Origin of the sequence: Bacillus sp. FSL K6-1106, assembly GCF_038005245.1 — a bacterium.
In the GTDB taxonomy this organism is placed as follows: Bacteria; Bacillota; Bacilli; order Bacillales; family Bacillaceae; genus Bacillus; species Bacillus altitudinis.
In genome coordinates this window covers 509003-531582 of record NZ_JBBOSV010000001.1, presented here as the reverse complement: position 1 = coordinate 531582, position 22580 = coordinate 509003, and the positions used below count along the sequence as shown (strand labels likewise).

24 protein-coding genes are annotated in these 22580 nt (G+C 39.9%); 7 read left to right on the top strand and 17 right to left on the bottom strand.

Translation table 11 applies throughout. The features are described 5' to 3' along the window. Positions 1 to 6 precede the first annotated feature (6 nt). Positions 7 to 2736 (bottom strand): aconitate hydratase AcnA, encoded by a 2730-nt coding sequence (acnA, locus tag MHI20_RS02700; protein ID WP_039167737.1) that lies wholly within the window; start codon positions 2734 to 2736, stop codon positions 7 to 9. A 220-nt stretch (positions 2737 to 2956) separates the two neighbouring features. Between acnA and sspO the strand changes: the two genes are divergently transcribed. The 4 genes from sspO (at position 2957) to MHI20_RS02680 (ending at position 4445) form a co-directional block, all read left to right on the top strand. Continuing rightward, a complete protein-coding gene (sspO, locus tag MHI20_RS02695; protein WP_017359581.1) occupies positions 2957 to 3103 on the top strand; it encodes a small acid-soluble spore protein O in 147 nt (48 codons plus the stop codon). 17 nt (positions 3104 to 3120) lie between these two features. Beyond that, entirely contained in the window at positions 3121 to 3267 is a 147-nt protein-coding gene (locus tag MHI20_RS02690) for a small acid-soluble spore protein P (protein WP_003211331.1), read from the top strand. 102 nt (positions 3268 to 3369) lie between these two features. Next, positions 3370 to 3759, top strand: coding sequence for an Hsp20/alpha crystallin family protein (locus MHI20_RS02685; protein ID WP_024719083.1), 390 nt, complete (start codon positions 3370 to 3372; stop codon positions 3757 to 3759). A gap of 257 nt (positions 3760 to 4016) precedes the next feature. Continuing rightward, entirely contained in the window at positions 4017 to 4445 is a 429-nt protein-coding gene (locus MHI20_RS02680) for a DUF2621 domain-containing protein (protein ID WP_007499335.1), read from the top strand. A 21-nt stretch (positions 4446 to 4466) separates the two neighbouring features. Here MHI20_RS02680 and MHI20_RS02675 read toward each other — a convergent pair whose 3' ends face one another. Both MHI20_RS02675 and MHI20_RS02670 read right to left on the bottom strand, forming a co-directional pair. Next, a complete protein-coding gene (locus tag MHI20_RS02675; protein ID WP_039167726.1) occupies positions 4467 to 4949 on the bottom strand; it encodes a CcdC family protein in 483 nt (160 codons plus the stop codon). Positions 4950 to 5043: 94 nt separating this feature from the next. Further along, entirely contained in the window at positions 5044 to 5751 is a 708-nt protein-coding gene (locus tag MHI20_RS02670; RefSeq protein WP_072367215.1) for a cytochrome c biogenesis CcdA family protein, read from the bottom strand. 208 nt (positions 5752 to 5959) lie between these two features. On the opposite strand from MHI20_RS02670, the gene MHI20_RS02665 reads away from it, so the two are divergent. After that, complete coding sequence (locus MHI20_RS02665; protein ID WP_369810454.1) at positions 5960 to 6133, top strand: aspartyl-phosphate phosphatase Spo0E family protein; 174 nt, start codon at positions 5960 to 5962, stop codon at positions 6131 to 6133. Between the two features lie 268 nt (positions 6134 to 6401). Here MHI20_RS02665 and MHI20_RS02660 read toward each other — a convergent pair whose 3' ends face one another. From MHI20_RS02660 to yneA, 6 genes are all read right to left on the bottom strand, one after another. After that, a complete protein-coding gene (locus MHI20_RS02660; RefSeq protein WP_003212379.1) occupies positions 6402 to 6620 on the bottom strand; it encodes a YneF family protein in 219 nt (72 codons plus the stop codon). 84 nt (positions 6621 to 6704) lie between these two features. Continuing rightward, positions 6705 to 7151 (bottom strand): sporulation inhibitor of replication protein SirA, encoded by a 447-nt coding sequence (gene sirA / locus MHI20_RS02655; protein WP_007499339.1) that lies wholly within the window; start codon positions 7149 to 7151, stop codon positions 6705 to 6707. A gap of 198 nt (positions 7152 to 7349) precedes the next feature. Further along, positions 7350 to 9353 carry a transketolase gene (tkt, locus tag MHI20_RS02650; protein WP_041092713.1) on the bottom strand — a complete coding sequence of 668 codons (2004 nt, stop codon included), beginning with the start codon at positions 9351 to 9353 and terminating at the stop codon, positions 7350 to 7352. A gap of 188 nt (positions 9354 to 9541) precedes the next feature. Next, complete coding sequence (locus MHI20_RS02645) at positions 9542 to 9772, bottom strand: DUF896 domain-containing protein (RefSeq protein ID WP_008343816.1); 231 nt, start codon at positions 9770 to 9772, stop codon at positions 9542 to 9544. A 69-nt stretch (positions 9773 to 9841) separates the two neighbouring features. Further along, complete coding sequence (locus MHI20_RS02640; protein ID WP_017359583.1) at positions 9842 to 10489, bottom strand: YneB family resolvase-like protein; 648 nt, start codon at positions 10487 to 10489, stop codon at positions 9842 to 9844. Between the two features lie 17 nt (positions 10490 to 10506). After that, positions 10507 to 10818: a cell division suppressor protein YneA gene (yneA, locus tag MHI20_RS02635; RefSeq protein ID WP_007499348.1), complete on the bottom strand. Its 312-nt coding sequence runs from the start codon at positions 10816 to 10818 to the stop codon at positions 10507 to 10509. 159 nt (positions 10819 to 10977) lie between these two features. Between yneA and lexA the strand changes: the two genes are divergently transcribed. Continuing rightward, positions 10978 to 11598: a transcriptional repressor LexA gene (gene lexA, locus MHI20_RS02630; RefSeq protein ID WP_007499350.1), complete on the top strand. Its 621-nt coding sequence runs from the start codon at positions 10978 to 10980 to the stop codon at positions 11596 to 11598. A gap of 47 nt (positions 11599 to 11645) precedes the next feature. Here the strand turns inward: lexA and MHI20_RS02625 are convergent, their stop codons facing one another. Continuing rightward, positions 11646 to 12089, bottom strand: coding sequence for a hypothetical protein (locus MHI20_RS02625; RefSeq protein ID WP_340936567.1), 444 nt, complete (start codon positions 12087 to 12089; stop codon positions 11646 to 11648). 296 nt (positions 12090 to 12385) lie between these two features. Between MHI20_RS02625 and MHI20_RS02620 the strand changes: the two genes are divergently transcribed. Continuing rightward, positions 12386 to 12928 carry an IseA DL-endopeptidase inhibitor family protein gene (locus tag MHI20_RS02620; RefSeq protein WP_007499353.1) on the top strand — a complete coding sequence of 181 codons (543 nt, stop codon included), beginning with the start codon at positions 12386 to 12388 and terminating at the stop codon, positions 12926 to 12928. A 32-nt stretch (positions 12929 to 12960) separates the two neighbouring features. Here MHI20_RS02620 and MHI20_RS02615 read toward each other — a convergent pair whose 3' ends face one another. The 7 genes from MHI20_RS02615 to MHI20_RS02585 all read right to left on the bottom strand — a co-directional run bounded on the left by MHI20_RS02615 (position 12961) and on the right by MHI20_RS02585 (position 22541). Further along, a complete protein-coding gene (locus MHI20_RS02615; protein ID WP_017359585.1) occupies positions 12961 to 13809 on the bottom strand; it encodes an STAS domain-containing protein in 849 nt (282 codons plus the stop codon). A 143-nt stretch (positions 13810 to 13952) separates the two neighbouring features. Further along, positions 13953 to 14333, bottom strand: coding sequence for a NucA/NucB deoxyribonuclease domain-containing protein (locus tag MHI20_RS02610; protein ID WP_224559893.1), 381 nt, complete (start codon positions 14331 to 14333; stop codon positions 13953 to 13955). A 227-nt stretch (positions 14334 to 14560) separates the two neighbouring features. Further along, positions 14561 to 16555: a glycosyltransferase family 39 protein gene (locus tag MHI20_RS02605; protein WP_251210699.1), complete on the bottom strand. Its 1995-nt coding sequence runs from the start codon at positions 16553 to 16555 to the stop codon at positions 14561 to 14563. Positions 16556 to 16701: 146 nt separating this feature from the next. Further along, positions 16702 to 17610: a trypsin-like serine peptidase gene (locus MHI20_RS02600; protein WP_008343827.1), complete on the bottom strand. Its 909-nt coding sequence runs from the start codon at positions 17608 to 17610 to the stop codon at positions 16702 to 16704. Between the two features lie 245 nt (positions 17611 to 17855). Further along, on the bottom strand, positions 17856 to 20999 hold the full coding sequence (locus MHI20_RS02595) for a bifunctional cytochrome P450/NADPH--P450 reductase (protein WP_340936560.1): 3144 nt from the start codon (positions 20997 to 20999) through the stop codon (positions 17856 to 17858). Positions 21000 to 21020: 21 nt separating this feature from the next. Further along, entirely contained in the window at positions 21021 to 21602 is a 582-nt protein-coding gene (locus MHI20_RS02590) for a TetR/AcrR family transcriptional regulator (protein WP_058213736.1), read from the bottom strand. Between the two features lie 228 nt (positions 21603 to 21830). After that, positions 21831 to 22541, bottom strand: coding sequence for a DUF421 domain-containing protein (locus tag MHI20_RS02585; protein WP_058337585.1), 711 nt, complete (start codon positions 22539 to 22541; stop codon positions 21831 to 21833). Positions 22542 to 22580: the final 39 nt, after the last annotated feature.

Here is a 22580-nt window from a genome sequence, read left to right as displayed (position 1 = left end):
GCTTTATTAGTTGCTTGCCAATTTTTCACGCAATACCATTTGAAGGATACCACCATGGCGGTAGTAGTCAATTTCGACTTCACTGTCAAAGCGAACAATTACTTCAAATGTTTTCTCGTTGCCATCTGTATCAATTGCTTTTACAGTGACAAGATCACGCGGACGAACTGTTTCATCAACATCTACTTCAAATGTTTCTGTTCCTGTTAGTCCATAAGTTTCTGCACTTTCACCGTCTTTAAACTGTAAAGGAAGTACGCCCATGAAGACAAGGTTACTTCTGTGGATACGCTCAAAGCTTTCCGCTAGAACGAATTTAATTCCAAGAAGATTTGTTCCTTTTGCAGCCCAGTCACGAGAAGAGCCCATTCCATAATCTTTACCTGCTAAGATCGCAAGACCAGTTCCATCTTCTTTATAACGCATGCATGCATCATAAATGGATGTCACTTCACCAGTTGGCCAGTACGTTGTATACCCGCCTTCTGTTCCCGGTGCGATTTGGTTTTTAATACGGATGTTTGCAAAAGTACCTCTCATCATAACATGGTGGTTACCACGGCGAGATCCGTATGAGTTAAAGTCTCTAGGCGATACGCCTCTTTCTTGCAAGTATTTACCCGCAGGTGTGTCTTTACCAATCGCTCCAGCAGGAGAAATATGGTCTGTTGTGACAGAGTCACCGAACTTCGCCACTACGCGCAAGCCTTTAAGCGGTTCAACTTTACCAGGTTCAACTGATAAGTTTTCGAAGAATGGCGGGTTTGCAATGTATGTGGAATCTTCATCCCATTTATACAATGCATCGTCCGTCGTTTTAATTTCATTCCAACGGTCATTGCTGTCAAATACAGTTTCATACTCTGAACGGAAGAGTTCAGGTGTAACTGTGCTTTTCACAACACTGTTGATTTCGTCCATTGATGGCCAAATGTCATTGAAATAAACGTTCTCACCATTTTTATCCACACCGATCGGATCTTTTGTTAAATCAATATTGACCGTACCAGCAAGTGCATACGCCACAACTAATGGTGGAGATGCAAGGTAGTTTCCTTTCACAAGCGGATGGATACGTCCTTCAAAGTTACGGTTACCTGATAAAACAGAAGTGATCAGCAGATCATTTTCAGAGACAGCATCCTCAATTTCTTGTGCAAGCGGTCCTGAGTTTCCGATACAAGTTGTACAGCCATACCCAACGATGTTAAATCCGAGGTCTCTTAAGTATGGAAGAAGTCCTGAGTTCACGAGGTATCCTGTTACAACCTTAGAACCTGGCGCTAGTGACGTTTTCACGTAGTTTGGCACCTTCATGCCAAGCTCACTTGCTTTCTTCGCAACAAGACCTGCTCCGATTAAGACGTATGGGTTCGATGTATTCGTACAGCTCGTAATCGCTGCAATCGCAATCGCACCTGTCTTCATCACAGCTTTTTCACCATTTGCTAGATCAAATTCGATTTGTTTGTCTAGCTCTGATTTTTCTAAGCCAAACCCTTGGTTACCAGCTGGGCTTTCAATGTGCTGATGGAACGTTTCTTTCATTTTAGAAAGTGGAATCAAATCTTGTGGACGCTTTGGACCAGATAAGTTTGATTCAATTTGAGAAAGATCAATTTCCACAACATCAGTAAAGATTGGCTCTTCTGCATCTGGCGTATAGAATAAGCCATTTGCGCGAGAATATTCTTCAACGATATTAATTTGCTCTTCATCACGTCCAGTAAGGCGAAGGTAAGCTAGCGCTTCTTCATCTACTGGGAAGAATCCGCAAGTTGCACCGTATTCTGGCGCCATGTTTGCAATCGTTGCACGATCTGCTAACGGCAATTGTGCAACACCAGGTCCGAAGAACTCAACGAACTTGTTCACTACGCCTTTTTCACGAAGAACTTGTGTCACTTTTAATGCAAGGTCAGTTGCAGTTGTTCCGTTTGGAAGCTCTCCAACTAATTTAGCACCAATGACTTCTGGTACTGGGAAGTATGAAGGCTGACCGAGCATTCCAGCTTCTGCTTCGATACCGCCAACGCCCCATCCAAGTACACCGATACCGTTAATCATTGTTGTATGTGAGTCAGTACCAACTAATGTATCTGGGTAAGTGATGATCTCGCCATCTTCTTCGATTGCATGAACAACACTTGCAAGATACTCTAAGTTCACTTGGTGAACGATCCCTGTTGCAGGCGGAACTGCTTGATAATTGTTAAACGCTTTCTTTGCCCAGCTAAGGAAGTTATAACGCTCTGCGTTACGTTCGAATTCTAAATCCATGTTAATGTTTAATGCATCTTCAGTTCCAGCTTTATCGACTTGTACAGAGTGGTCAATGACCAGGTCAACTGGAATTTCAGGGTTGATTTTATCTGGGTCTCCGCCCACATCTGCCATTGCTTTTCTTAAAGAAGCAAGGTCAACGACGGCTGGTACACCCGTGAAGTCTTGTAAAATAACACGAGAAGGTTTAAATGGAACATCAATTTCTTTTACCTCGGCAGTTCCCCATTTTGCCAAGTTCTCAACGTGTTCCTTTTTGATCACTCTACCGTCTACTTGGCGAAGCACTGATTCTAAAAGTACCTTAATGGAATAAGGCAGCTTAGAAACATTTCCGATTCCTTGTTTCTCTAGTGCTTCTAACGAATAATAGTGATACGTTTTCCCATTTGTCGAAAACGTTTTTCTAGATTGAAAAGCGTCTTGTTTAGCGACTTGCTGCTGTTTCGACATGTCCAAAATCCCCCTTTTGATGATCAAGATCAATTTCAATTCTCAGAAAAATCGTCGTATTTCACCACAATTTTCTCACAATTTCATCTTAAAACAAATTCATACATAAGTAAATAACAATGCTTTTATTAAATTCAATAAGTTTAGCTTATCATGAGGAAATGATTACTCTTCATAAACTGAGCAGCACGGGTTCATACTAATGCTGAGGTGATAGAACATGACAAAAAGAAAAGCAAATCATGTCATTGACGGCATGAACGCAGCCAAAAGCCAAGGAAATGGTGCAGGCTATATAGAAAATGATCAGCTCGTTTTAACAGAAGAACAAAAGCAAAACAATAAAAAGCGTAAAAAAAACCAATAAGAAAGGAGTGAGAAATGATGACGAACAAAAACACAGGGAAAGACATACGTCAAAACTCTCCTAAAGAGCATCAAGGCGGGCAGCCTGAGCCACTATCAGGCAGTAAAAAAGTGAAAAACCGCAATCATACAAGACAAAAGCACAATTCACATCATGATATGTAAACATTCTCTCTTAAGCCCGTGACCAAACGGGATGTTTTAGGTCTTTCACACATTTCAGCTTTCATCATATGATTTATTATGAGATGTGATGGAGGAGTGTTTATGGAGAATGAAAAGCAAGTGAATTCCTCTGATTTTCTTGAAATAGATGATTGGCTGAGTGTATTAATGGACGATCCTTTTGCATGGTATGACGAACAGCTCCCAATAGATCTTTATGAAACGAGCCGTGATTATATTATTGAAATCGACCTCTCCACCCTATCGATCACTGATTTAAAACTGACCTTTTCCGGATGTGAGCTCATCCTCGCTTATTTGATTGATGAAAGAGAACAGCCGATTGAAAAAAGTGTCATGCTCCCTTTTTATTTGAATGACAAAGACATTGATACAGATTACGAAAACAGAATCATATCAATCAAAATCAAAAAGGATGCCCATCGTCAAGACGGAGCATTTTCCTTTCAAATGCCACACTTCAAACATTAAGAGCCCGCCTGTATACAGGCGGGCTCTCTTCCGTTCGTTTCAAGTCAATACCTTGTGCGAACCACCATGGCCAAATAGTAGAGTCGCTATACAATAATGTATTCCTTTTCTACTAAATGGTTTGGGTCATTCTAGTAAATGGGCGCCTCTTAATCAAAAAAGGCGTTAATAGAAAAAACACATACATTTTTGTTATTTTCTTCTACCTTCCCTTCATGTAAAATAGAATAGAGAGAAGGGATATAGGGAGTGAGAACATGTTAAGCGGCTGGTTTTTGTGGTTCATTTTATTTTGGGGTACAGTGATGATTGGATTACTAGCAATCGGTGGCTTTTTTATGTTTCGCAAGTTTTTAAAACGATTGCCGAAAGAAGACGGGAAATCAGAGCTTGATTGGCAGGATGAATATATTCAAAAGAGCCTGCACCTATGGCGCGATGAAGACAAACAGCTATTAAATGAGCTAGTATTACCGGTTCCAGAGCTGTTTAGAGACGTCGCCAAAGAAAAAATCGCCGGTAAAATTGGCGAGCTGGCACTTAAAGAACAAGCGGCCAGCATTAATTTAGACTTAATCATTCGCGGCTATATTATCGCTACACCGAAGCGGGATCATAAATTTCTACTAAAGCGCCTTCAAGAAAAAAAGATCGACCATTCACCATATGAATCTTTATTAAAATAACCTCCTTTTTAAAAAGGAGGTTTAATTTATTTGGGCCTGCTGCACATCTAATTGTTTAGACATCTTTCTAAACGACAAATACATCGCAACACGCCAAGGGACAATCATGCCAAAGGCTAGAATCCAAAACATTCCGCTAAGCGCACCATAATCAATGGAAGAGCTTAAAATCGTCTTCATTCCGATACGAAGGACAAGAAGCCCAATGAGAATAAACACAAATGCTTTTGAACGCTTCAAATAGATTTCATTGCCTCTAATTTCAAATTTCGATGTTTTAATTAAAAAGATAGAGAAAAACATCCCTACAGTAATCGCCTCTAAAAATTCAGCTCCAGTTACTTGAAACATTGGCACAAAAAACATCAGTGCACCAGTGCTCATAAAGATAGGAGGTAAAATAATTTTTTTCGCGGTTGCAGGTTTTGCAGATGATTTAATGCGAATAAACATGACGGCTACCGCCATACACACCGCCACTATAGAAGAAATTATGATCATCATATCAAATCATTCCTTTATTCTTTAAGGTCAGCCTATGTATAATATACTCCAATTGACGAAAAAAAACCATTCGCCGCGACTGTAGAAAACGATTTCAAAAACCAGTAAATCCTCCAAATAATGATGAGAACATAATAATGATCCACGTCAGAAGATCAAAGAACAGCAAGACTCCTACCACGATCATAATAATCCCGCCAGTTTTCATAATGAGCTGCTGACGCTTTCTGATCCAAGCCATTTTTGTGATGAAAAAGGAAAGAACAAAAAATGGGATAGCAAAACCTAATACATACGCAATCATGTAGGTCACAGCGGACTCTGGCTTGTTGCTGGCAAGTGTGATGACAGCTGATAAAATCGGGCCGGTACATGGTGTCCAACCAGCAGCAAAACCCATTCCGATGAGAATCGATCCAAAAAAACCGGCTGGACGATTTTTAAACTGCAACCTCTTTTCTCCCATTAAAAAAGAAGGCTGAAATACACCAAGAATCATAAAGCCAAAGAAAATAATGAGAATGGCACCAATTTGACGAATCGCATCTTGATATTCAATGAAAAACTTCCCAACAAACGATGTCCCAAATCCAATGGCAATAAAAATGAGAGAGAATCCAATTAAAAAGAATAATGTATGAAGAAGACTTCTCCTTCTCAGCATCACCTTCTCAGATTTCACTTCATCTATACTAACGCCCGTAATATAGGATAAAAAGGCTGGATAAAGTGGCAGACAGCACGGTGAGATAAAAGAAAGAAACCCTGCTCCGAACGCTAAAAAGTAATTCAAATCTGACAAAAGAACACCCCCTTCTTACAATATACAATAAGAGATGACAAATTCATTTCATTTTTTTTACATCATCTCAATAAAGATGGTCTAATCTCTTAAAACCTTATATAATTTAATTTGACATCAAGATACCAAACCCTTTAAATTTGAAAATAAACCTTAAAATGGATATAATAGAACCGATTCTTTTTATCAAGATTTGCATGAAAGGAACATGACTTTGGTAAAAACATCATTATTAACTCAAATTGAAGAAAAAAGAGAAGAGTTGATGAAAGTTGTCTTGCATAATGGGATGACGTCAACAGTGACCATCGAACATAGCCAGCAGCTAGATCATCTCCTCTTACAATATCAACGACACTTACACTCAAACTCAGCCAACTAATGATATCTCAAGATAGAAACAAATGCCGCACGATTTTAGAAAAGTTGATATGTGTGACAATAAAAGAAACGAAAACCTCTGCTCACAGGGGTTTTTTGTTTTGTCTTTAACGAACAGTTCACGACAAAATAAAAACCACTTTCCCTGCTTTATTCATGCAAGTACAGTGGTTTTATGCGTCTGATGAAGGTGACTTCAATAAAGAAAGGACATCGCTTGTCCAATCTTTAGGGACCATGTTCCATCTATGATCATAATAACGTACGTATTATTTCGCTTGGTTGTTCATGGCTTTCATCATTTGATTGATTTTCTTTTGGGACGGTTTCATGCCCATTTGCATCATCATCATTCGAAGCATTTGTTCATTAATTGGTGGATTCTTTTTCAAGTAGCTCATCATATACTTACGAGCAATAAAGAATCCGAGTGCAACTCCTGCAAGCAGTGCAACAACGCCTACAAGGATGACAACCCATAAATCCATAATTCTTCCTCCTTCATGTTGTCTCGTATAAAGTGTACTAAACAAAAGGCTATTATACAACATTTCACGTTCAATTTTATTTTTTTAAACAAAATTCCTCACTTTTACCGGATTGAGCCACCCGTGCTTCTTTGATCCAAAGTCCATAGCCAGGAAACAAGGACTAATTTTTCTGAGTACTTCAAAAAACACCGCTTCTGCCTCATAACTGCCTGTGGCAGACATTTGAATGTAACGGTCTTTTATAATGAATGCGGCTGTGCCTTTTCCATCTGGTAGCGATGCACTGTATATTGAGCCTATTTGTGTATAGTGAATGTTGGTTAAATTGTTCATTAAACGCTGGTGCATATGAAAAGCAGGGATTCGTTTCGTTACATAATCCACTTGCTTAACAAGCATGACTAATTCGTCATCACTGCGGTTCGTCCAGTGTAACGATTCAAACAAATGAAACAAAATAGATTCTCTACCAAAATAATGATGAGCAAACTCATCCTCAATCCAATAAATATAATAATGGCGTTCCATGTCTATCCCTTCCTTTCACATTTCGTCAATCTCGCTTATTGCTTGTATTATACAAAAATGTGAAAGAAAGAATTGTCTATATATGAAGCAAGAAGAAACTAGTTTTGTCAAAAAAACAAGAAAAAAGAAAAAAGTTTGCAGAGCATAGTGAAAAGCTCTGCAAACCGACTGCAAAAAAACATGATGCTTGGAGACTGATTATTTATTCAGCTTTGCTTTTACGCGGCTCACCACGTTGCTGACAGTGAAACCGTATTTTTCAATAATGGTTTCGCCTGGTGCAGAAGCGCCAAATTTATCAATCGCAATCACATCGCCATCAAGGCCAGTGTAACGTTCCCAGCCAAGTGAAGCACCCATTTCGATTGCAACACGTGCTCTCACTGCTTTAGGAAGAACGGACTCTTTATATTCGTCTGACTGCTCATCAAAGCGATCCCATGCAGGTAAGCTCACGACAGAAACGCGAATGCCTTCTTTTTCAAGTGCTTTTTGCGCTTCAATGGCTAAACCTACTTCAGATCCTGAAGCAAGTAGAAGAGCTTCTGGCTGTGCATCAGCTGCTTCAACGACGACATATCCACCTTTTTCTACGCCTTCATACGCCTTCTCTGGTGCTTGATCAATCGTTGGAAGGTTTTGACGAGTAAGAACAAGCGCTGTCGGTTTATTCGTTGAAGATACAGCAATTTTCCATGCTGCAGCTGTTTCGTTTCCATCAGCTGGACGAATCACAGAAAGGTTAGGCATCGCACGTAATGAAGCGAGCTGTTCAACGGGCTCATGCGTTGGTCCATCTTCCCCAACCGCAATACTGTCATGCGTAAATACATAAGTGACAGGAAGTCCCATCAATGCAGCAAGACGAATGGCAGGTCTTAAGTAGTCTGAGAAAACAAAGAATGTTCCGCCGAATACACGAAGTCCGCCGTGAAGTGCCATACCGTTTAATGCTGCACCCATTGCGAATTCTCTCACACCAAACCAAATGTTTCTGCCAGCGTAATTCTCTCTGCCAAAGTCAGTTGTATCTTTGATTGTTGTTTTATTTGATCCAGCAAGGTCAGCAGACCCGCCAATAAAGAATGGTACTTGTTTTGCAATGCCATTTAATACTTCTCCAGAAGAGGCACGAGAGGCAAGGCTTGAACCTGCTTCATAAACAGGAACCTCTTGATCCCAATTCTCAGGAAGTTTTCCTTCAATCGCAAGCTTCAGCTGAGCTGCTAGTTCTGGATATTCTTTTTCATATTGCTCAAACAGTTCATTCCACGCTGCTTCTTTTTTCTGTCCAGCGTCTTTTACAGCTGTTTTGAAATGATCGTACACTTCAGAAGGTACATGGAAATCTTCTTCAAACGTCCAAGAATAAGCTTCCTTCGTTAGCTTCGCTTCCTCACTGCCAAGCGGTGCACCATGCACCCCAGACGTTCCCGCACGGTTTGGAGATCCGAAACCGATTGTCGTCTTCACTTCAATAAGTGTAGGTTTGTCTGTACTTTGTTTGGCTTTTTCAATGGCAGCCGTCACTTCGTCAATGTTATTGCCGTCTTTTACATAAAGAACTTCCCAATTCATCGCTTCAAAACGATTCTTCACATTTTCAGAGAAAGAACGATCGAGGTCGCCATCTAAAGAAATGTCATTTGAATCATAAAGAACAATTAAACGGCCTAAGCCTAAATGACCAGCAAGTGAAGCAGCTTCAGAGGAAATGCCCTCCATTAAGTCTCCATCTCCGCAAATGCTGTATGTATAGTGATCCACAACATTAAAGTTATCTTTGTTATACGTTTCTGCAAGATGTCTTTCTGCAAGTGCCATTCCAACAGCCATCGCAATCCCTTGTCCTAAAGGACCTGTTGTCGCATCTACGCCTTCTGTATGTCCAAACTCAGGATGTCCAGGTGTTTTGCTTCCCCATTGGCGGAATTGTTTTAAATCTTCGATGCTCAGATTGTATCCGCTTAAATGAAGCATGCTATATAAAAGCATAGAGCCATGTCCCGCAGATAACACAAAACGGTCTCTGTTAAACCAATTTGGATTTTGCGGACTTACGTTTAAGTGATTCGTCCATAAAGCGTATGCCATTGGTGCAGCGCCCATCGGCATTCCAGGGTGACCGGAATTCGCTTTTTCAATTGCGTCTATGGAGAGAGTACGTATTGTTGCAATAGATTTCAATTCAATCGTTTCCATATAAATCCCCTTCCGTATCTTGTGTACACCATTATCATAAATCTACTGTCCTTTTTTCACAACTATTTCACGCCGAAAAAGAAGGATTTTGTCACATTTAGTTTATCGATCGCCTAAAAACTTATGCAAATATGAAAAAAGATGAGAATATTCCTCCCATCTTTTCAAAAATAAAGAAATGATGACCTTTAATGAAGATTCTGGTCTCTTTCTCTTTTTAATTTTTCTGGTGTGACATCGTTTCCTTCTGGATCGACGATTTTCACGGTTTTGAGTGTATTTTTCATAGAAGAACGAAAAGCCTTTAAATATTCCTCTCTTAATTGCTTCTGTTCTGTTTTCTCAGCGTCCGACAAACCGGCTTCTTTCGACTTTTTTGAAAGCTCATTGATTCTTGCAAGCTGTTCTTTAGAAATCATGACAAACTCCTTTAAAACATTTTCTCTACATACTACTAAATATCAGTCATTTTTACAACAAATCACGCTTTAAGTCGCAAGCCCTTTTTCATATTCTTGGTACCTTCTATGGACGGTTGCTTTTGAAATGTCAAAACCAAGTGCCTGCAATGTCACTGCAATTTCAGCGAATGTCATGTTGTTTTTTCTTAATCGAACAATTTCAGAAATCGGTACTTCAATACGTTCGCGGCCAGGCGCCTGTTCTTGGTGTTTTAAATTTAGTTCGGGTTGATACCCTCGCTCAACAGCTTTTTTCATCCCACGCTTAATTTTCAAATTATGAATTTTACGCTGATACTCTTCTACAACGCCTACAATTTCAATGACCATTTCATCTGCTTCTGAAAGCTCAAGCTCTCCTCTATGAAATACGCTGTACACCTTGACTTTTTCTTTAAACAGACAATGAAGAAGAGCGATTTTCGCCTGCCCTCTTCCAAGGCGTGTCTCATCTTGAATGAGAACAGCATCGATTTCTTCCTCTTTCAGCGCAGCCAGCATGTCAAAAACACCGTCACGATCAAGATCGTAACCACTCGCTTTTTCTTTAATCACTTTGACTACATTCATCTTGTGCGCTGCAGCTAAAGCAAGCAGTTCTTCTTCTTGTCTTTTAAGCGAGGTTTCTTGCTCTTCTTTGGCAGTACTTACTCTCGCATAAATGATTGCATTCATGTCTTCAATCGACCTTTCTACTGTACTGTTGCAAGTTGATATACGACTGGATGCTCTTTTTTAACTGGAATCACAAGGATATCTCCCGGCTGGATGTCAGTTGAAGCGAGATCATTGTGTTCAGTTACCCAGTCAATAAAAGCATTTTTATCGATTGATTTACTGTCGTTTACTTGATCAGCTAATCCCCAAAGAGTATCACCTGATTGAACCTCTATTTTAACATATTGATTTGGATCATTATGGCTAGTGACTGCAATAAGTGAGAGAAATATGCCAACGATGAATGAGAATAGCCCAATAAAAATAATAGATTCCTTTAACCTCATAATGTCATCTCTCCTAATAGAATGTGTGTTCGTTCTTTCTGACACTCATTATAAATACGAACAAACGTTTCTGTCAAACGTTTTTTTCGAACCTATGTTTGTACTGTTAGGAAAAACATGCTATAATTTCTTTAAAATTGACGTTTTGAGGTGCAAAAGATGACGAAGCTATCAAAAAGACAACTCGATATCCTGAAATTCATAAAAGAAGAAGTAAAAAGCAAGGGTTATCCCCCATCCGTTCGTGAAATTGGCGAAGCTGTCGGTCTAGCATCCAGCTCAACTGTCCATGGACATTTAGCTAGACTAGAAACGAAAGGTTTAATTAGGAGAGACCCGACGAAACCTAGAGCGATCGAAGTACTAGATGAAGAGGAAATGAATATTCCAAAAAGCGCGGTAATGAATGTTCCAGTCATCGGAAAAGTCACAGCAGGCTTGCCTATCACGGCTGTTGAGAATGTAGAAGAATATTTCCCACTTCCAGAAACTTTTGCAGCGCCAGATGAACAAGTATTTATGCTTGAAATTATGGGAGAAAGTATGATTGATGCAGGTATTTTGGACAAAGACTACGTCATTGTGCGTCAGCAAAGCACTGCCAACAATGGAGATATTGTGGTGGCTATGACAGAAGAAGATGAAGCAACAGTGAAACGTTTTTATAAGGAAGATACACACTTTAGATTACAGCCCGAGAATCCATCAATGGAACCGATTATTTTACAGAATGTGAGTATACTAGGTAAAGTGATTGGCGTATTTAGAAATATTCATTAAAAAAAGCCGGTATTTCATCAATTGCTGATGAGAGCCGGCTTTTTCTTTTATGAACAAGAATATGCAAGAATACTAGAGCTTGGGAACGAGCCAAATGTAAAGTTCGGCCATATAAAGCCCGTTGTACGGCCAAAAGGCTGCGAGGAAAGAACATACATGAGAAATACTTGACCGTTTCTAAGGAACACAATGGTCCACCTTCTATTACATCCAGCTGCAAATTGAACCGTTTGCTGGCTTCCGCCTACACTCTGCCCTGCAATGAGCGGCTGCATACTTTGAGGCTGAGAAACTGCTTGTTTATATTGCGAGATGATATGCTGCGGCGGGGCTGGCGGGACCGACTGTCCTCCTGCACCTTGCCCTTGCCCAGTCCCTCCGAATGGCAATCCGGGAAATCCTCCAACTTGAGAAATAGGAAACGCCGGCATGCCTTGTACCTGCCGATCGTACAAGTACCCATTCCACGTACCTTCATATGGATTATACATACTAAACACCACTTTCTTAGACATTCATCACGACAGTATATGTCATACATAAAAAAAGAGTGTTGAGGAGACAAATAGAAATCTTTCCAAAAGACGTTTTATTCTTCTTTAGAACGGTTAAATACTAATGAGGAAGAAAAAAATAAAAAAATGAAAACTTTTTGTCTCCCTCAAACGTTATATAGATAGAAAGAAAAGAAATAAAAAACATTTAGATTTAATACTTGTAATATCTATGTAACTATTGTAACATTTGTAACATAAGAAGTTTTCATTGAGAAAAGGAGGCAATCGCCTTGAAAAAATTATTTGTTTTATTAACCGCTATTATGCTTATGATCTCATTACAAACAACAACACTGGCCGCTTCCAAAAAATCAGCCGCTTTGACAAATAAAGAAGCGTTACATATTGCCCTTGATGCAAGAGAACACTTTTGGAGTGCGATGTCAGGCTACAACATTAAAGAGCATTCAGATTACAAATTAAAATCATTTACTTATAAAGATATGACTTACAACTACCTGTCTAAAACATTTGACACAAAGAAAAAACTAAACAGCTATCTATCTCAAGTTTTCACAAAAGATGCCATTACTCACGGTTTAAAAGACTATCAGTTCATCGTTCATAAAGGAAAAATGGCTGTGCCAGTTGGTGACGGAGACAATATGCTTAATTGGGATAAGGCAACACCTAAACTCGTCTCTAAGAAAAGTACAATCCGCACATACGAATTCACAGTTCCAACACTTGATGGACGCAAAGTAAAACGTACTGTCACTTTCGAGAAAGTACAAAACGATTGGAAAGTAACAAAAATTGACGCTGTGATCTAAATAAAAACCAGGCCGTTTACTAGGCCTGGTTTTTATATGGATGAAAATTCAGTCATACGATCTAAAGCGTGAGCAAGTGATGAAGCCGTTTGAAATTCATTAAAAGGAAGTCCAAGCTGTACAGCCGTTTGAGCAATTTCTGGTCTAATCCCTGAAATGGTCGTATCAACCCCAATTAATCGAAGTGACGTGACAAGATCAAAGATTTGATGTGCTACCATCGTATCAATGATGACGACACCTGATAAATCAATACATAAATGTTGAACACCTTTTTGCGAACACTGTTTTAATGTATTTTCTAAGATAATCTTTGCTCGCGCAGTGTCAATATCTCCAACTAAAGGCAATAAGGCAACATGACTTTTTAACACAATGACTGGAGAACTCAGCTCATAAATCATGTCTCTTTGTGCAACGAGTTTTTTGGTGGTATTTTTCACATATTGCTGAATAAAGACATGAATTGAAATGTTAAATGCCTCAGATATCAAATCATACCAATAAAATATTCGATCAATGTCAATATCACCTTGATGCTGTTTTATAAACTCTTTTAAGTAATGAAGAACCACTCTTTGATTGGACATATATTCTCTCACGACGTAATCTAATGGCGTGTTCAAGTGCTTCGGATCACTTGCTAAGTCTTCAGACCATTTTTTAAATTTCGTATGTAAATACGTCTTGTCTTCAATAAGTGCGCGGATAAAATGCTGATAATAATCTTGATTTTGCCGTTTAAGCTCTGCTATGATGCTAGAATCTGTTGAACGATAAATGGATTCTGGATCATCATCCTCAATTGATTCATACCATGTTTCAGTCAGTTTCTCTGCATGTTGCATGAAAAAATCGTATAATGCACGGTTCTTTTCCATAAGCATATGTCCCTTCACATTTTCTACTTGTCAGTCTTTGTACCTGATGGATTGATTGTACCATTGAATCTTTTGTACCTGCTAGCTCGAATACGCTCCTGTTGAACAAAAAGAGCCCCTCTCAAGGAGCCTCTTGTCTATGTTTATTTAACAATAAATAAAATTCGTTTCCCGTCAGGATACCCGCTGATTTGATGCCCGACCCATGAACCAGCGCCTCTATTATCTGATGGACTGACATATTGAACGCTTGCCCCCTTTCCTCCTTCAAGACACACCGCCATCGGCCATTCATCCCGGTCAAAACCAGGTTTTGTGGGAATTCCTTTTAATGATTCTTGCCTGCGGGCATCTGCCCCATTTCGGTCAATGGTACACACGTCTGAGTGCCCTTTTCGAATAGCTTCTTGAATATGACTGCCTGTTTCAGGATACCGTTCCTTAGGAAATTGAATCACATGATCATAACGATCTGCTCCTTTTGCGGAACGATCCTCTCCAAAACCACCTAATAACGCACCCATCCAAATGACAAAACAAAGAACGACAACAGCGATCCAGCCTTTTCTCATCTTCAAAAGCTCGTGACCTCCTCATACTTTTGATGAAATGATGTTGACTTGAAGGGAATGAGTCATTTTTAATGTATGAGTGGCTGAGTGATGACATGTGAAAAACATGAGCTGAATCTTCCTGGATACTGATCCATAAGAAAAAACGAATGATCTCTTCATCATTCGCCTTGTTCTACTTAAGATATTTCATCTACTCTATATAATGTTTCGTTTTGTGAAGACATCTCGGATGGCATCCCCTCTTCAGCTGATGTGGATCGTTTATATTCTTCAGATGAGATGACTGTACCATGTGATTTAATCCAGCTAACCAATTTGCTGTTAGCTGATGACTGATTGTCTGGTAATAAAAAGTATTTCACCTTTCCTTGTTGAATAAGTGCTTTTAATTTGTTGACAGTCAAAATAGGATCTGTCCCATTAAAACCGCCTAAAGCCATGACATTCTCATCTTCATCAATGATATATGGCGCTGCGGTAACAGTCGTAAGCGTTGCAAATAAATACGTTTCACCTGTTTGATGAGCCTTTAAATAAGTGAGTAAGCCTTGATCGACACTAGATGTAAACATGTTCCCACCTCGTGAACTAGCCAGCTGTACACCTGCCTCTGGAAGAACAGCATTTCCACCATATATGATTGGGGTGGCGGACCAAAAGCCTGGAAACAGTAACAGCGTTGTCAAAGCCGTGATGAGCAGTCGTTTCATGATCAATTGTTTTTCTCTGTACATCAACAATAGGATAGCGATACTTGTTCCCGCAATGGCAATGGCATACATCCAAATACTACTGATTTGAGTCGTATAGTTACTCAAAATATACCCTTGGAAGATGCCTGTAACAGCGATTGCTGCTGGAAGCAAATACGCAGATACTCCTTTGTTTGCCTTAAATAACTCTCCCATCTTCTTAGCTCCTATGCCACATAGTGCTGCAATAGGCGGGGCAAGCATAATGAGATAGTAATGGTGAAAGAAACCCGCAATACTAAAGAATCCGGCAGCAGGAATCAGCCATGCTGTCCAAAACATCGTTTGTTTCCATTCATTTAATTGAGCTTTTCTCTCCTTCCACCAGCTGATGATCATCCCTAAAAGCCCAAACAAAGCAAACGGCAGCATCCAACTGATTTGACCTGACAATGCAGATTGAAATAAACGAAATATACCGGGATTCCCAGTGCCATACATATTCATACTTTGTTGACCTACAGCACTTCCAGGCGGAGAACCACCACCTGGACCATGTTGAGGTGGCATCATTTGATTTTGGGATGGAGGCGGCTGATTTCTGTTTGACTGATCCTCTGACGAATTCCCTAATCCAGAATTGTCTGGCATCATCATACCTGCTTGCTGGTTCATGTCACCAAAAGATTTCCCTGTCGTCTGACCAAGCAGCCGTTCCGTGCCGTTATACCCAAAGGCAAGTTCTAACACTGAATTTGTTTGGCTGCTTCCCACATAAGGGCGCTCACTTTCAGCTGTCATATCTACAGCAACTGCCCACGATAGAGATAAGCAGACTAATACGACGATCGAGCATAAAAGAGAGAAAATTTTCTTTTTTAACGGTACGCGAGCAGCAATGAAATAGTAGAAAATAAATGCTGGAACGACCATAAACGCTTGCAGCATCTTCATATTAAATCCTACCGCTACCAAAGCGAATGCAATAAGAAGCCAGCTCAACTTCCCTCTTTTTACAGCACGCATCAAGAAATACGTACCCGCAAGTAATGTGAAGACGAGCATACTGTCGATATTGTTCGTTCTACTTACAGCTGCGGCAATTGGTGTGAGAGCCATAACGGCCGCTGACACCCTTGCAGCACCTTGACCGAAAGCCGGTTTTATCATGAGATAAAGAAGAAGAACAGACCCCACTCCAGCAAGTGCCTGCGGCAATATCACACTCCATGTATGAAAGCCAAAAATAAGTGCACTGATGGTTTGAATCCATAAAACGACGGGTGGTTTATCAATTGATACGAATCCAGCTGCATCAAATGAGGCATAAAAAAAGTGATGGAAGCTTTTGGACATACTTTTGACTGCAGCTAAATAATATTGATTGGCACTGTCATTCTGCCAAATTTGATAAGTGTAGAGAAAAGCTGCAATCAATAAAATCAACAACAATATCATATCTATTTTTTTATTTTTCACTCATATCTCTTCTTTCTTTTTCATTTATTTCATTCAGCATAGCTTGTAAATATGAAATAGTGATGAACAAAAAAAGAAACTTTTCTGCATTTGACGATAAAAAAAGCCTGTCCCCTGTAAAGGAAACAAGCTGATTGCTCTATTTTTTATTGCGCCTTCGCATAGTTGATAAATTCAACAAAGGCAGCAGTCGCTTTTGGTCCGCCGTTGATCGTTCCGTTTGAATAACCCGCATTATGGACCCCGACAATTTGTTGGTTCTGATCTAGCATCGCAGAGCCAGAGTTTCCGCTAAATGTATCGATCGTATAGTATGCGAGATTCGTATCTTCTCTCGTGACTGGACCTGACATTTCCCATTGTGACACTTTGCCAGTCGATCTCATTTTATCACCTGGATATCCAGAAATTTTAATCGTTGTACCTGTTAGATTTGTCACTTGACGAATAGAGCGGTAGCCGACCGTATTCCCGATGTTCGTATCTGTTTTAATGACGGCAAAATCATATTGACTCGCCCCCGTGTTGATATATCCGCTTGGTACATAGAATTCGGTCATGTTTGCTGAGCCGTTCACAGCCGTGCTGTCATTCATGCCTGGGTAGACAGACCCTTTTGCACTATAGCTTCTTGTGGCTGTATTGTAGACGCAGTGTCCGTTTGTCAATATTTTGTTTGGAGCAATGAGTGTTCCGGTGCAGCTAGATCCACCAAATGTAATATAAGCAATAGAATTATAGGGTGCTACTCTTGTATTCGTCACTTTTGTTCTACCATCGTCTCCAATGACTACTTTTGTTTGAAAGTCTTTTAAATATTTTGTGAGTGGTTTTACTTTTTCGCCAATAGTAGAAGAGAGATCATCCACTTTGTCAAAGGATGAGGGGGTTTTCATATCGTTGTGGAAGTCAGCTGAAGAAATCACCTTTCCGTCAGAAGTCACCATGTCATAATCAGACGTAAGTACTGAATCAGATGCTGCATGGGCAAAACTAGGCACACTTAAAGCACCAAAAACGAGTAGAGAAGGGATTAATTTTTTCACCTTTTTCATCATATTCCTCCTTTATGTCCTATATCAAAAATGATACGATTGTTTCATATTGGAGTAAATGAGAGAATATTCTTATTTTTTACAAAATATTTCATTTGTAAATTAGGTGTTTTGTATCTTCCAAATATTTATTCTAGCGATCTCTCTATGAAAAAAGAAAAAACCGCCATTTTGGCGGTTTCAAGATTGTTGACGAAGGGCTAAAATGAACTTTATTTTAGCCCTTTGACTTCTTTTCAACATGATCAGCTCCATACATCTTTTACATATCTGTTGTCATTGGCTAGAGATGTCAGCCATTGTTCAGCTGTTTCTTTCGCACACTGTTTCTCAGTCTGATACAGTTCAATAAGTGTTGCCTCGACATCTGGTGCCATGACCTTTCCATCCCCGCAAATATACAGGTAGGCGCCTTTGTCGAGCAATTCAATGAGCTTGGCTCCATCATTTTTAATGAAGTGCTGGACATACACTTTTTGCTCCTCGTAGCGAGAGTAAGCACGGTGGATGGTGACGACTCCTTTTTCTTGTGCAAGCTGCATTTCGTCATAATACAGATCATCTTCATGCGGGTGGCGGCAGCCAAAATAAAGATGGGCTTCACCTAACGGCTTCCCTTCATTTTGCCATGCTTCCCTTGCCTGAATGAACCCTCTAAACGGGGCGATACCTGTTCCTGGTCCAATCATGATCATTGGTATTTCAGGAGAAGGCGGCAATTCGAATCCTGCTTGAGCTTCATGAAGGAAGCAGGCCACTTCATCTCCTTCTTGCAGTCCGCATAAATAGTTTGATGCGACGCCTGCGTATTCACCGCGTCCGCTCCATGATTTTCCTTTCACAACAGCTACTGTGATACTAAGCCTCTTTTCATCCACCTTTGGCGAACTGGAGATCGAGTAATAACGAGGCTTCAATCCTGGTAAAAGGGCTAAAAAATGATCAAATGGCAGTTCACATGCTTCGTACTGTTCTAGTAAATCAAGCATGGTCACACGCTTCTTTAATACAGCTTCTTGATAAATTTCTCCCGCCATTTGTTCAAGTTCAATACGATGAGGTGGGCATACCGTATATTTTGCAAGATCTCTTAGCTGAGTACGTGTCACAGGCTCTTGCAGCTCTACATGTGACGCCAGCAATTCTCCGACTTGAATTGGCTGATTTAATGGTAAATGACTTGCTTCTTTTTCCGAAGAGAGTATCATGTGCTGCTCTGGATCCAGCTTAAAACGATCGGTCACTCGCTGAACGAGTGTTGCACTATTTTTTGGCACGATTCCGATATGATCTCCTTCTTTATAGTGCTTGCCTTCAGGTAATTGAAGTTCGATATGCCTTGTTTGTCGGGTACTTTTTTCAGATTGTAATTCTTGATTTTTCAATACAACAGCTGAAAAGGCACCGTATGTTTTAGCAACAGGACGTTCCACTAGCTCATTCGTATATGCAATGGATAGGTTTGGCTTTTCTTGACGTTTCTCCTGCAAGGTTAATTTGAATTCTTTTGCAAGCTCATTGAAGACTGTCTTCTGGAATGTTTCTTTATCTTCATCCATATCACCGCCCGCATCGCCTTCACCAATATCCGTTACACGCTTCGCCCCTTTTCTTTCAAGTGCTTCATCAATCAGACGAGGAATACGCTGATACGTGCTCGCCCAATTTCGATCCCCACACCCAAAGACTGCAAATGTCACGTTTGATAGATCCTGCTCCTCATCCTGCGTCACCCAATCCACAAACTGTTTCGCATGGTCAGGCGGATGACCGTTGTATGAAGCCGTTACAATTAAAACTGCGCCTGACTCTGGTAACTTTCGAGTATAATCATCAAGCGGTGCCGTTGTCACGTCAAACCCTTTTGCTTTCCCGTCTTCAGCAAATTCGTTTGCCATCTGTTTTGCTGTGCCCAGATTTGATCCGTACAAGACCAATAGCGGTGTTTCATGACTCGCTATTTTCACTTCAGCAGATGCCGTGCTTTTTGTTGGTTCTTCTTTCGGAGGCGCCATAAAGAATTGCTGCTTTCTTGGCCGCACTTTGATTTTAAAATCATTCGGCTTAATCGTCAGAGATTCTTTTAAATCCAGTTCATACGACGTATGGTCAATCAGTTCAAGGTTGTGCAGAACCATCGCCAGAACCATCGTGGCTTCATGAAGGGCAAATTGCATCCCAATACACGCACGCTGTCCATTTCCGAACGGTTTATAGGCATGCTGTGGAATCTTTTCAGGATGCATAAAACGTTCAGGCTTGAATTCTTCTGCATCCTCCCCCCAAACCGCTTGATCCCGATGTATTTTAGGAAGTAGCACACTGACACTTTGGTTTTTTTTGATCGGATATTTCCCTCCAATGACTGTATCCTCTTTCGCATAAAGAGAGAACGTAGGCGCCGTCGGCCAGAGGCGAAGTGCTTCGTTTAAGACCATACGCGTATAACTTAGTTTTTGAACCTGCTTAAATGTCGGCAGTCCGCCTTGTAGTACGTCGTCTGCTTCTTGTACGGCTTTTTTTAATTTGTCTGGATTCTTTAGTAAAAAATAAATCGCAAATGACAACAATCCACTTGTTGTTTCATGACCTGCTATTAAGAAGGTAATGATTTGATAACGGATATTTTCATCTGACAGGCGTTCACCTGTTTCAGGATCCTTTGCATGTAGCATGAGAGAAAGTAAATCATTGCCCGTTTTATCTTGTTTTTTCCGTTCTTGAATAATGTCATCTACTAATTGCTTCATAAAATCAACATTTTGTTCAAATTCTTTTCTTCTTTTGATCATTAATTTATCTGCGACCGGCAATCTACTTGCTTGATCCATCGCTTCATTTAAGCCATTCAGCATGCTTTCAATAAATGGATGTTGATTTTCTTTGTAAAAGCTGTTAAATCGAAAATCAAAACCGCATAGCCCGATCGTATCTAAAGTGAGCTTTGTCATATCCTCTGCTACTTCAATTTCTTCATCACGGCCCGTTCTTTGCCATTTTTGTACAAGCTGTGTGGCAATATCGAGCATCATCTCATGATAGCCCTTCATGGCCTGCTGGCTAAACGCCGGCATCAAGATGTGATGAGCCTTTCTCCAATTCGGCTCTTCTGTCCAACTTGTGAATAACCCATCCCCTGAAAATGTTCTCACTTTATTGAGACTGCTTCCAATGAATTTATCAAAACGCCTCTCATCAAATACTTCTTTGGCCAGTTCATGGCTGGAAACAAAAATACTTGTTGCTTTTGAAAATTCAAACTGAAAGATCGGCCCTAATTCATCTGCCAGCCGCCAAAAGGTTTGAGAAAGCTCTCCTTTTTTGATATGAGGAATATTTTTAAAAGGTCCGTATGTTTTTGGTTTTGGAATGATTGATGTTTGTTGCATGTGCCCACTCCCTTTATTTCTTTATGATGCAACGCTAATGGCACGCCATAAGCATTGCTCAATATCTTCTAAAAATTCAATCGTTGGCTCAATTTCCTCTGCTAAAATCTGTTTATGAAGCTGAACGAACGCTCCAAATACAATGGATAAAATCGTTCTCCCTGAAAGATTTGGATGAATTCCATCCTTTTTGCCTTCTTCAAAAATATGAAATAGCTCATTTAATAGCTGCTGCATCTTCTCTTTACTTGTCTCATCTAAATAGTGTGAGCGTTTGTCAATTTCTAAGAAGTACAGACCACTTGGATTCTCTTTTGTAAAGAGCACTAAGCAGTAAAAGACATGTTTGAAATAAGCCCTGATACTTGCTTTAGGGTCTGGACTGTTTGTATTCACCTTGTCGATAAATGCAATCAGGCTTCGCTGGTATAAAATGTTCACAAGAGCCTCTTTACTATCAAAATAACGATAAATGGTTCCTGCTCCAACATTGGCTCTTTTCGAAATCATCGGCATCGTTGTACCGTCAAAACCCCGTTCAATAAATAAGTCCAGAGAAGCCTTCATAATCTGCTCCTGTTTATCAGTAGTTGCTGCGGGCATTTCATCCTCTCCTTTCGTTTAAATAGGAATGAATGTTCATTCCGCTTGATGTATATTATATTGATATTTTAAATTCTTCTATTTATACTTAAACATACTTATTTTTCTCCGTCACTACATTTTCTGAAAATAATAATAATTGAGAAATGATACCTAGATAGATGACATCCAAACGACTTATAAATATTGGCAGTTCTGTGACGCGTGGGTGTCGTCTGAACTATATGTTCATTCTTGGTCAATTGGAGAATGGATGTGATCGTCATATGTATCAATATATAAACTGCCATTACTTGAACGAACCGCATAAACAATGTCTTTTAAAGACAGTTGCCTTTTTTGAAGTTCTTCATAGATCCACTGCTCCGTTAATTGGTTTTCATGAAGGTTTTTCAAAATGAGCTTTCCGTCCATAATGACTTCAATGGGCATGTAACGCTCTGCCTGCACCCACAGGTTAAGATCTTTTCGCGTGACATAATCAAATGAAGGGTATTTTTTCACTGACATATGCCCATCTGTTTCAATCATTGCAAATTCAACTTCACTAATGTCAAACACATTCTTTTCTCTGAGCTGTTGATTTAAATAATCAAGTGTATACCTCATTCCTTTCATATTCTCTTCAAGGATTTTGCCATTTTGAATCACAAGCGTTGGTTTACCGGCCATAAATCCTCTCATCTTCCGGCTTCTTAAAGCAAGCAAAGAAATGACATAAATGATGATCACAAGTGACACAAAAGATATGGTTGTGTGATGAAGCGGAAGCGTAGTATTAAAAGCCAGGTTCGCCGCAATTGAACCTAGACTGATCGCTGCAATGAAATCAAAAATATTCATTTGCGCAATGGTTTGCTTTCCAAGAAGACGGGCACCGCCGAATAAAATAGCAAAAGCAAATATGGTTCGAAGAATGACTTCAATATGATCTGGCATTTCAGCTTCCACCTTTCGATTTCATGAAAAAAAGCCTTT

Bases quoted from the DNA above. Each gene is read 5' to 3' on its own strand.
- acnA (WP_039167737.1), bottom strand. From the start codon at position 2,736: ATGTCGAAACAGCAGCAAGTCGCTAAACAAGACGCTTTTCAATCTAGA.
- sspO (WP_017359581.1), top strand. From the start codon at position 2,957: ATGACAAAAAGAAAAGCAAATCATGTCATTGACGGCATGAACGCAGCC.
- MHI20_RS02690 (WP_003211331.1), top strand. From the start codon at position 3,121: ATGACGAACAAAAACACAGGGAAAGACATACGTCAAAACTCTCCTAAA.
- MHI20_RS02685 (WP_024719083.1), top strand. From the start codon at position 3,370: ATGGAGAATGAAAAGCAAGTGAATTCCTCTGATTTTCTTGAAATAGAT.
- MHI20_RS02680 (WP_007499335.1), top strand. From the start codon at position 4,017: ATGTTAAGCGGCTGGTTTTTGTGGTTCATTTTATTTTGGGGTACAGTG.
- MHI20_RS02675 (WP_039167726.1), bottom strand. From the start codon at position 4,949: ATGATGATCATAATTTCTTCTATAGTGGCGGTGTGTATGGCGGTAGCC.
- MHI20_RS02665 (WP_369810454.1), top strand. From the start codon at position 5,960: ATGACTTTGGTAAAAACATCATTATTAACTCAAATTGAAGAAAAAAGA.
- MHI20_RS02660 (WP_003212379.1), bottom strand. From the start codon at position 6,620: ATGGATTTATGGGTTGTCATCCTTGTAGGCGTTGTTGCACTGCTTGCA.
- sirA (WP_007499339.1), bottom strand. From the start codon at position 7,151: ATGGAACGCCATTATTATATTTATTGGATTGAGGATGAGTTTGCTCAT.
- tkt (WP_041092713.1), bottom strand. From the start codon at position 9,353: ATGGAAACGATTGAATTGAAATCTATTGCAACAATACGTACTCTCTCC.
- MHI20_RS02645 (WP_008343816.1), bottom strand. From the start codon at position 9,772: ATGATTTCTAAAGAACAGCTTGCAAGAATCAATGAGCTTTCAAAAAAG.
- MHI20_RS02640 (WP_017359583.1), bottom strand. From the start codon at position 10,489: ATGAATGCAATCATTTATGCGAGAGTAAGTACTGCCAAAGAAGAGCAA.
- yneA (WP_007499348.1), bottom strand. From the start codon at position 10,818: ATGAGGTTAAAGGAATCTATTATTTTTATTGGGCTATTCTCATTCATC.
- lexA (WP_007499350.1), top strand. From the start codon at position 10,978: ATGACGAAGCTATCAAAAAGACAACTCGATATCCTGAAATTCATAAAA.
- MHI20_RS02625 (WP_340936567.1), bottom strand. From the start codon at position 12,089: ATGTATAATCCATATGAAGGTACGTGGAATGGGTACTTGTACGATCGG.
- MHI20_RS02615 (WP_017359585.1), bottom strand. From the start codon at position 13,809: ATGGAAAAGAACCGTGCATTATACGATTTTTTCATGCAACATGCAGAG.
- MHI20_RS02610 (WP_224559893.1), bottom strand. From the start codon at position 14,333: ATGGGTGCGTTATTAGGTGGTTTTGGAGAGGATCGTTCCGCAAAAGGA.
- MHI20_RS02600 (WP_008343827.1), bottom strand. From the start codon at position 17,610: ATGAAAAAGGTGAAAAAATTAATCCCTTCTCTACTCGTTTTTGGTGCT.
- MHI20_RS02595 (WP_340936560.1), bottom strand. From the start codon at position 20,999: ATGCAACAAACATCAATCATTCCAAAACCAAAAACATACGGACCTTTT.
- MHI20_RS02590 (WP_058213736.1), bottom strand. From the start codon at position 21,602: ATGCCCGCAGCAACTACTGATAAACAGGAGCAGATTATGAAGGCTTCT.
- MHI20_RS02585 (WP_058337585.1), bottom strand. From the start codon at position 22,541: ATGCCAGATCATATTGAAGTCATTCTTCGAACCATATTTGCTTTTGCT.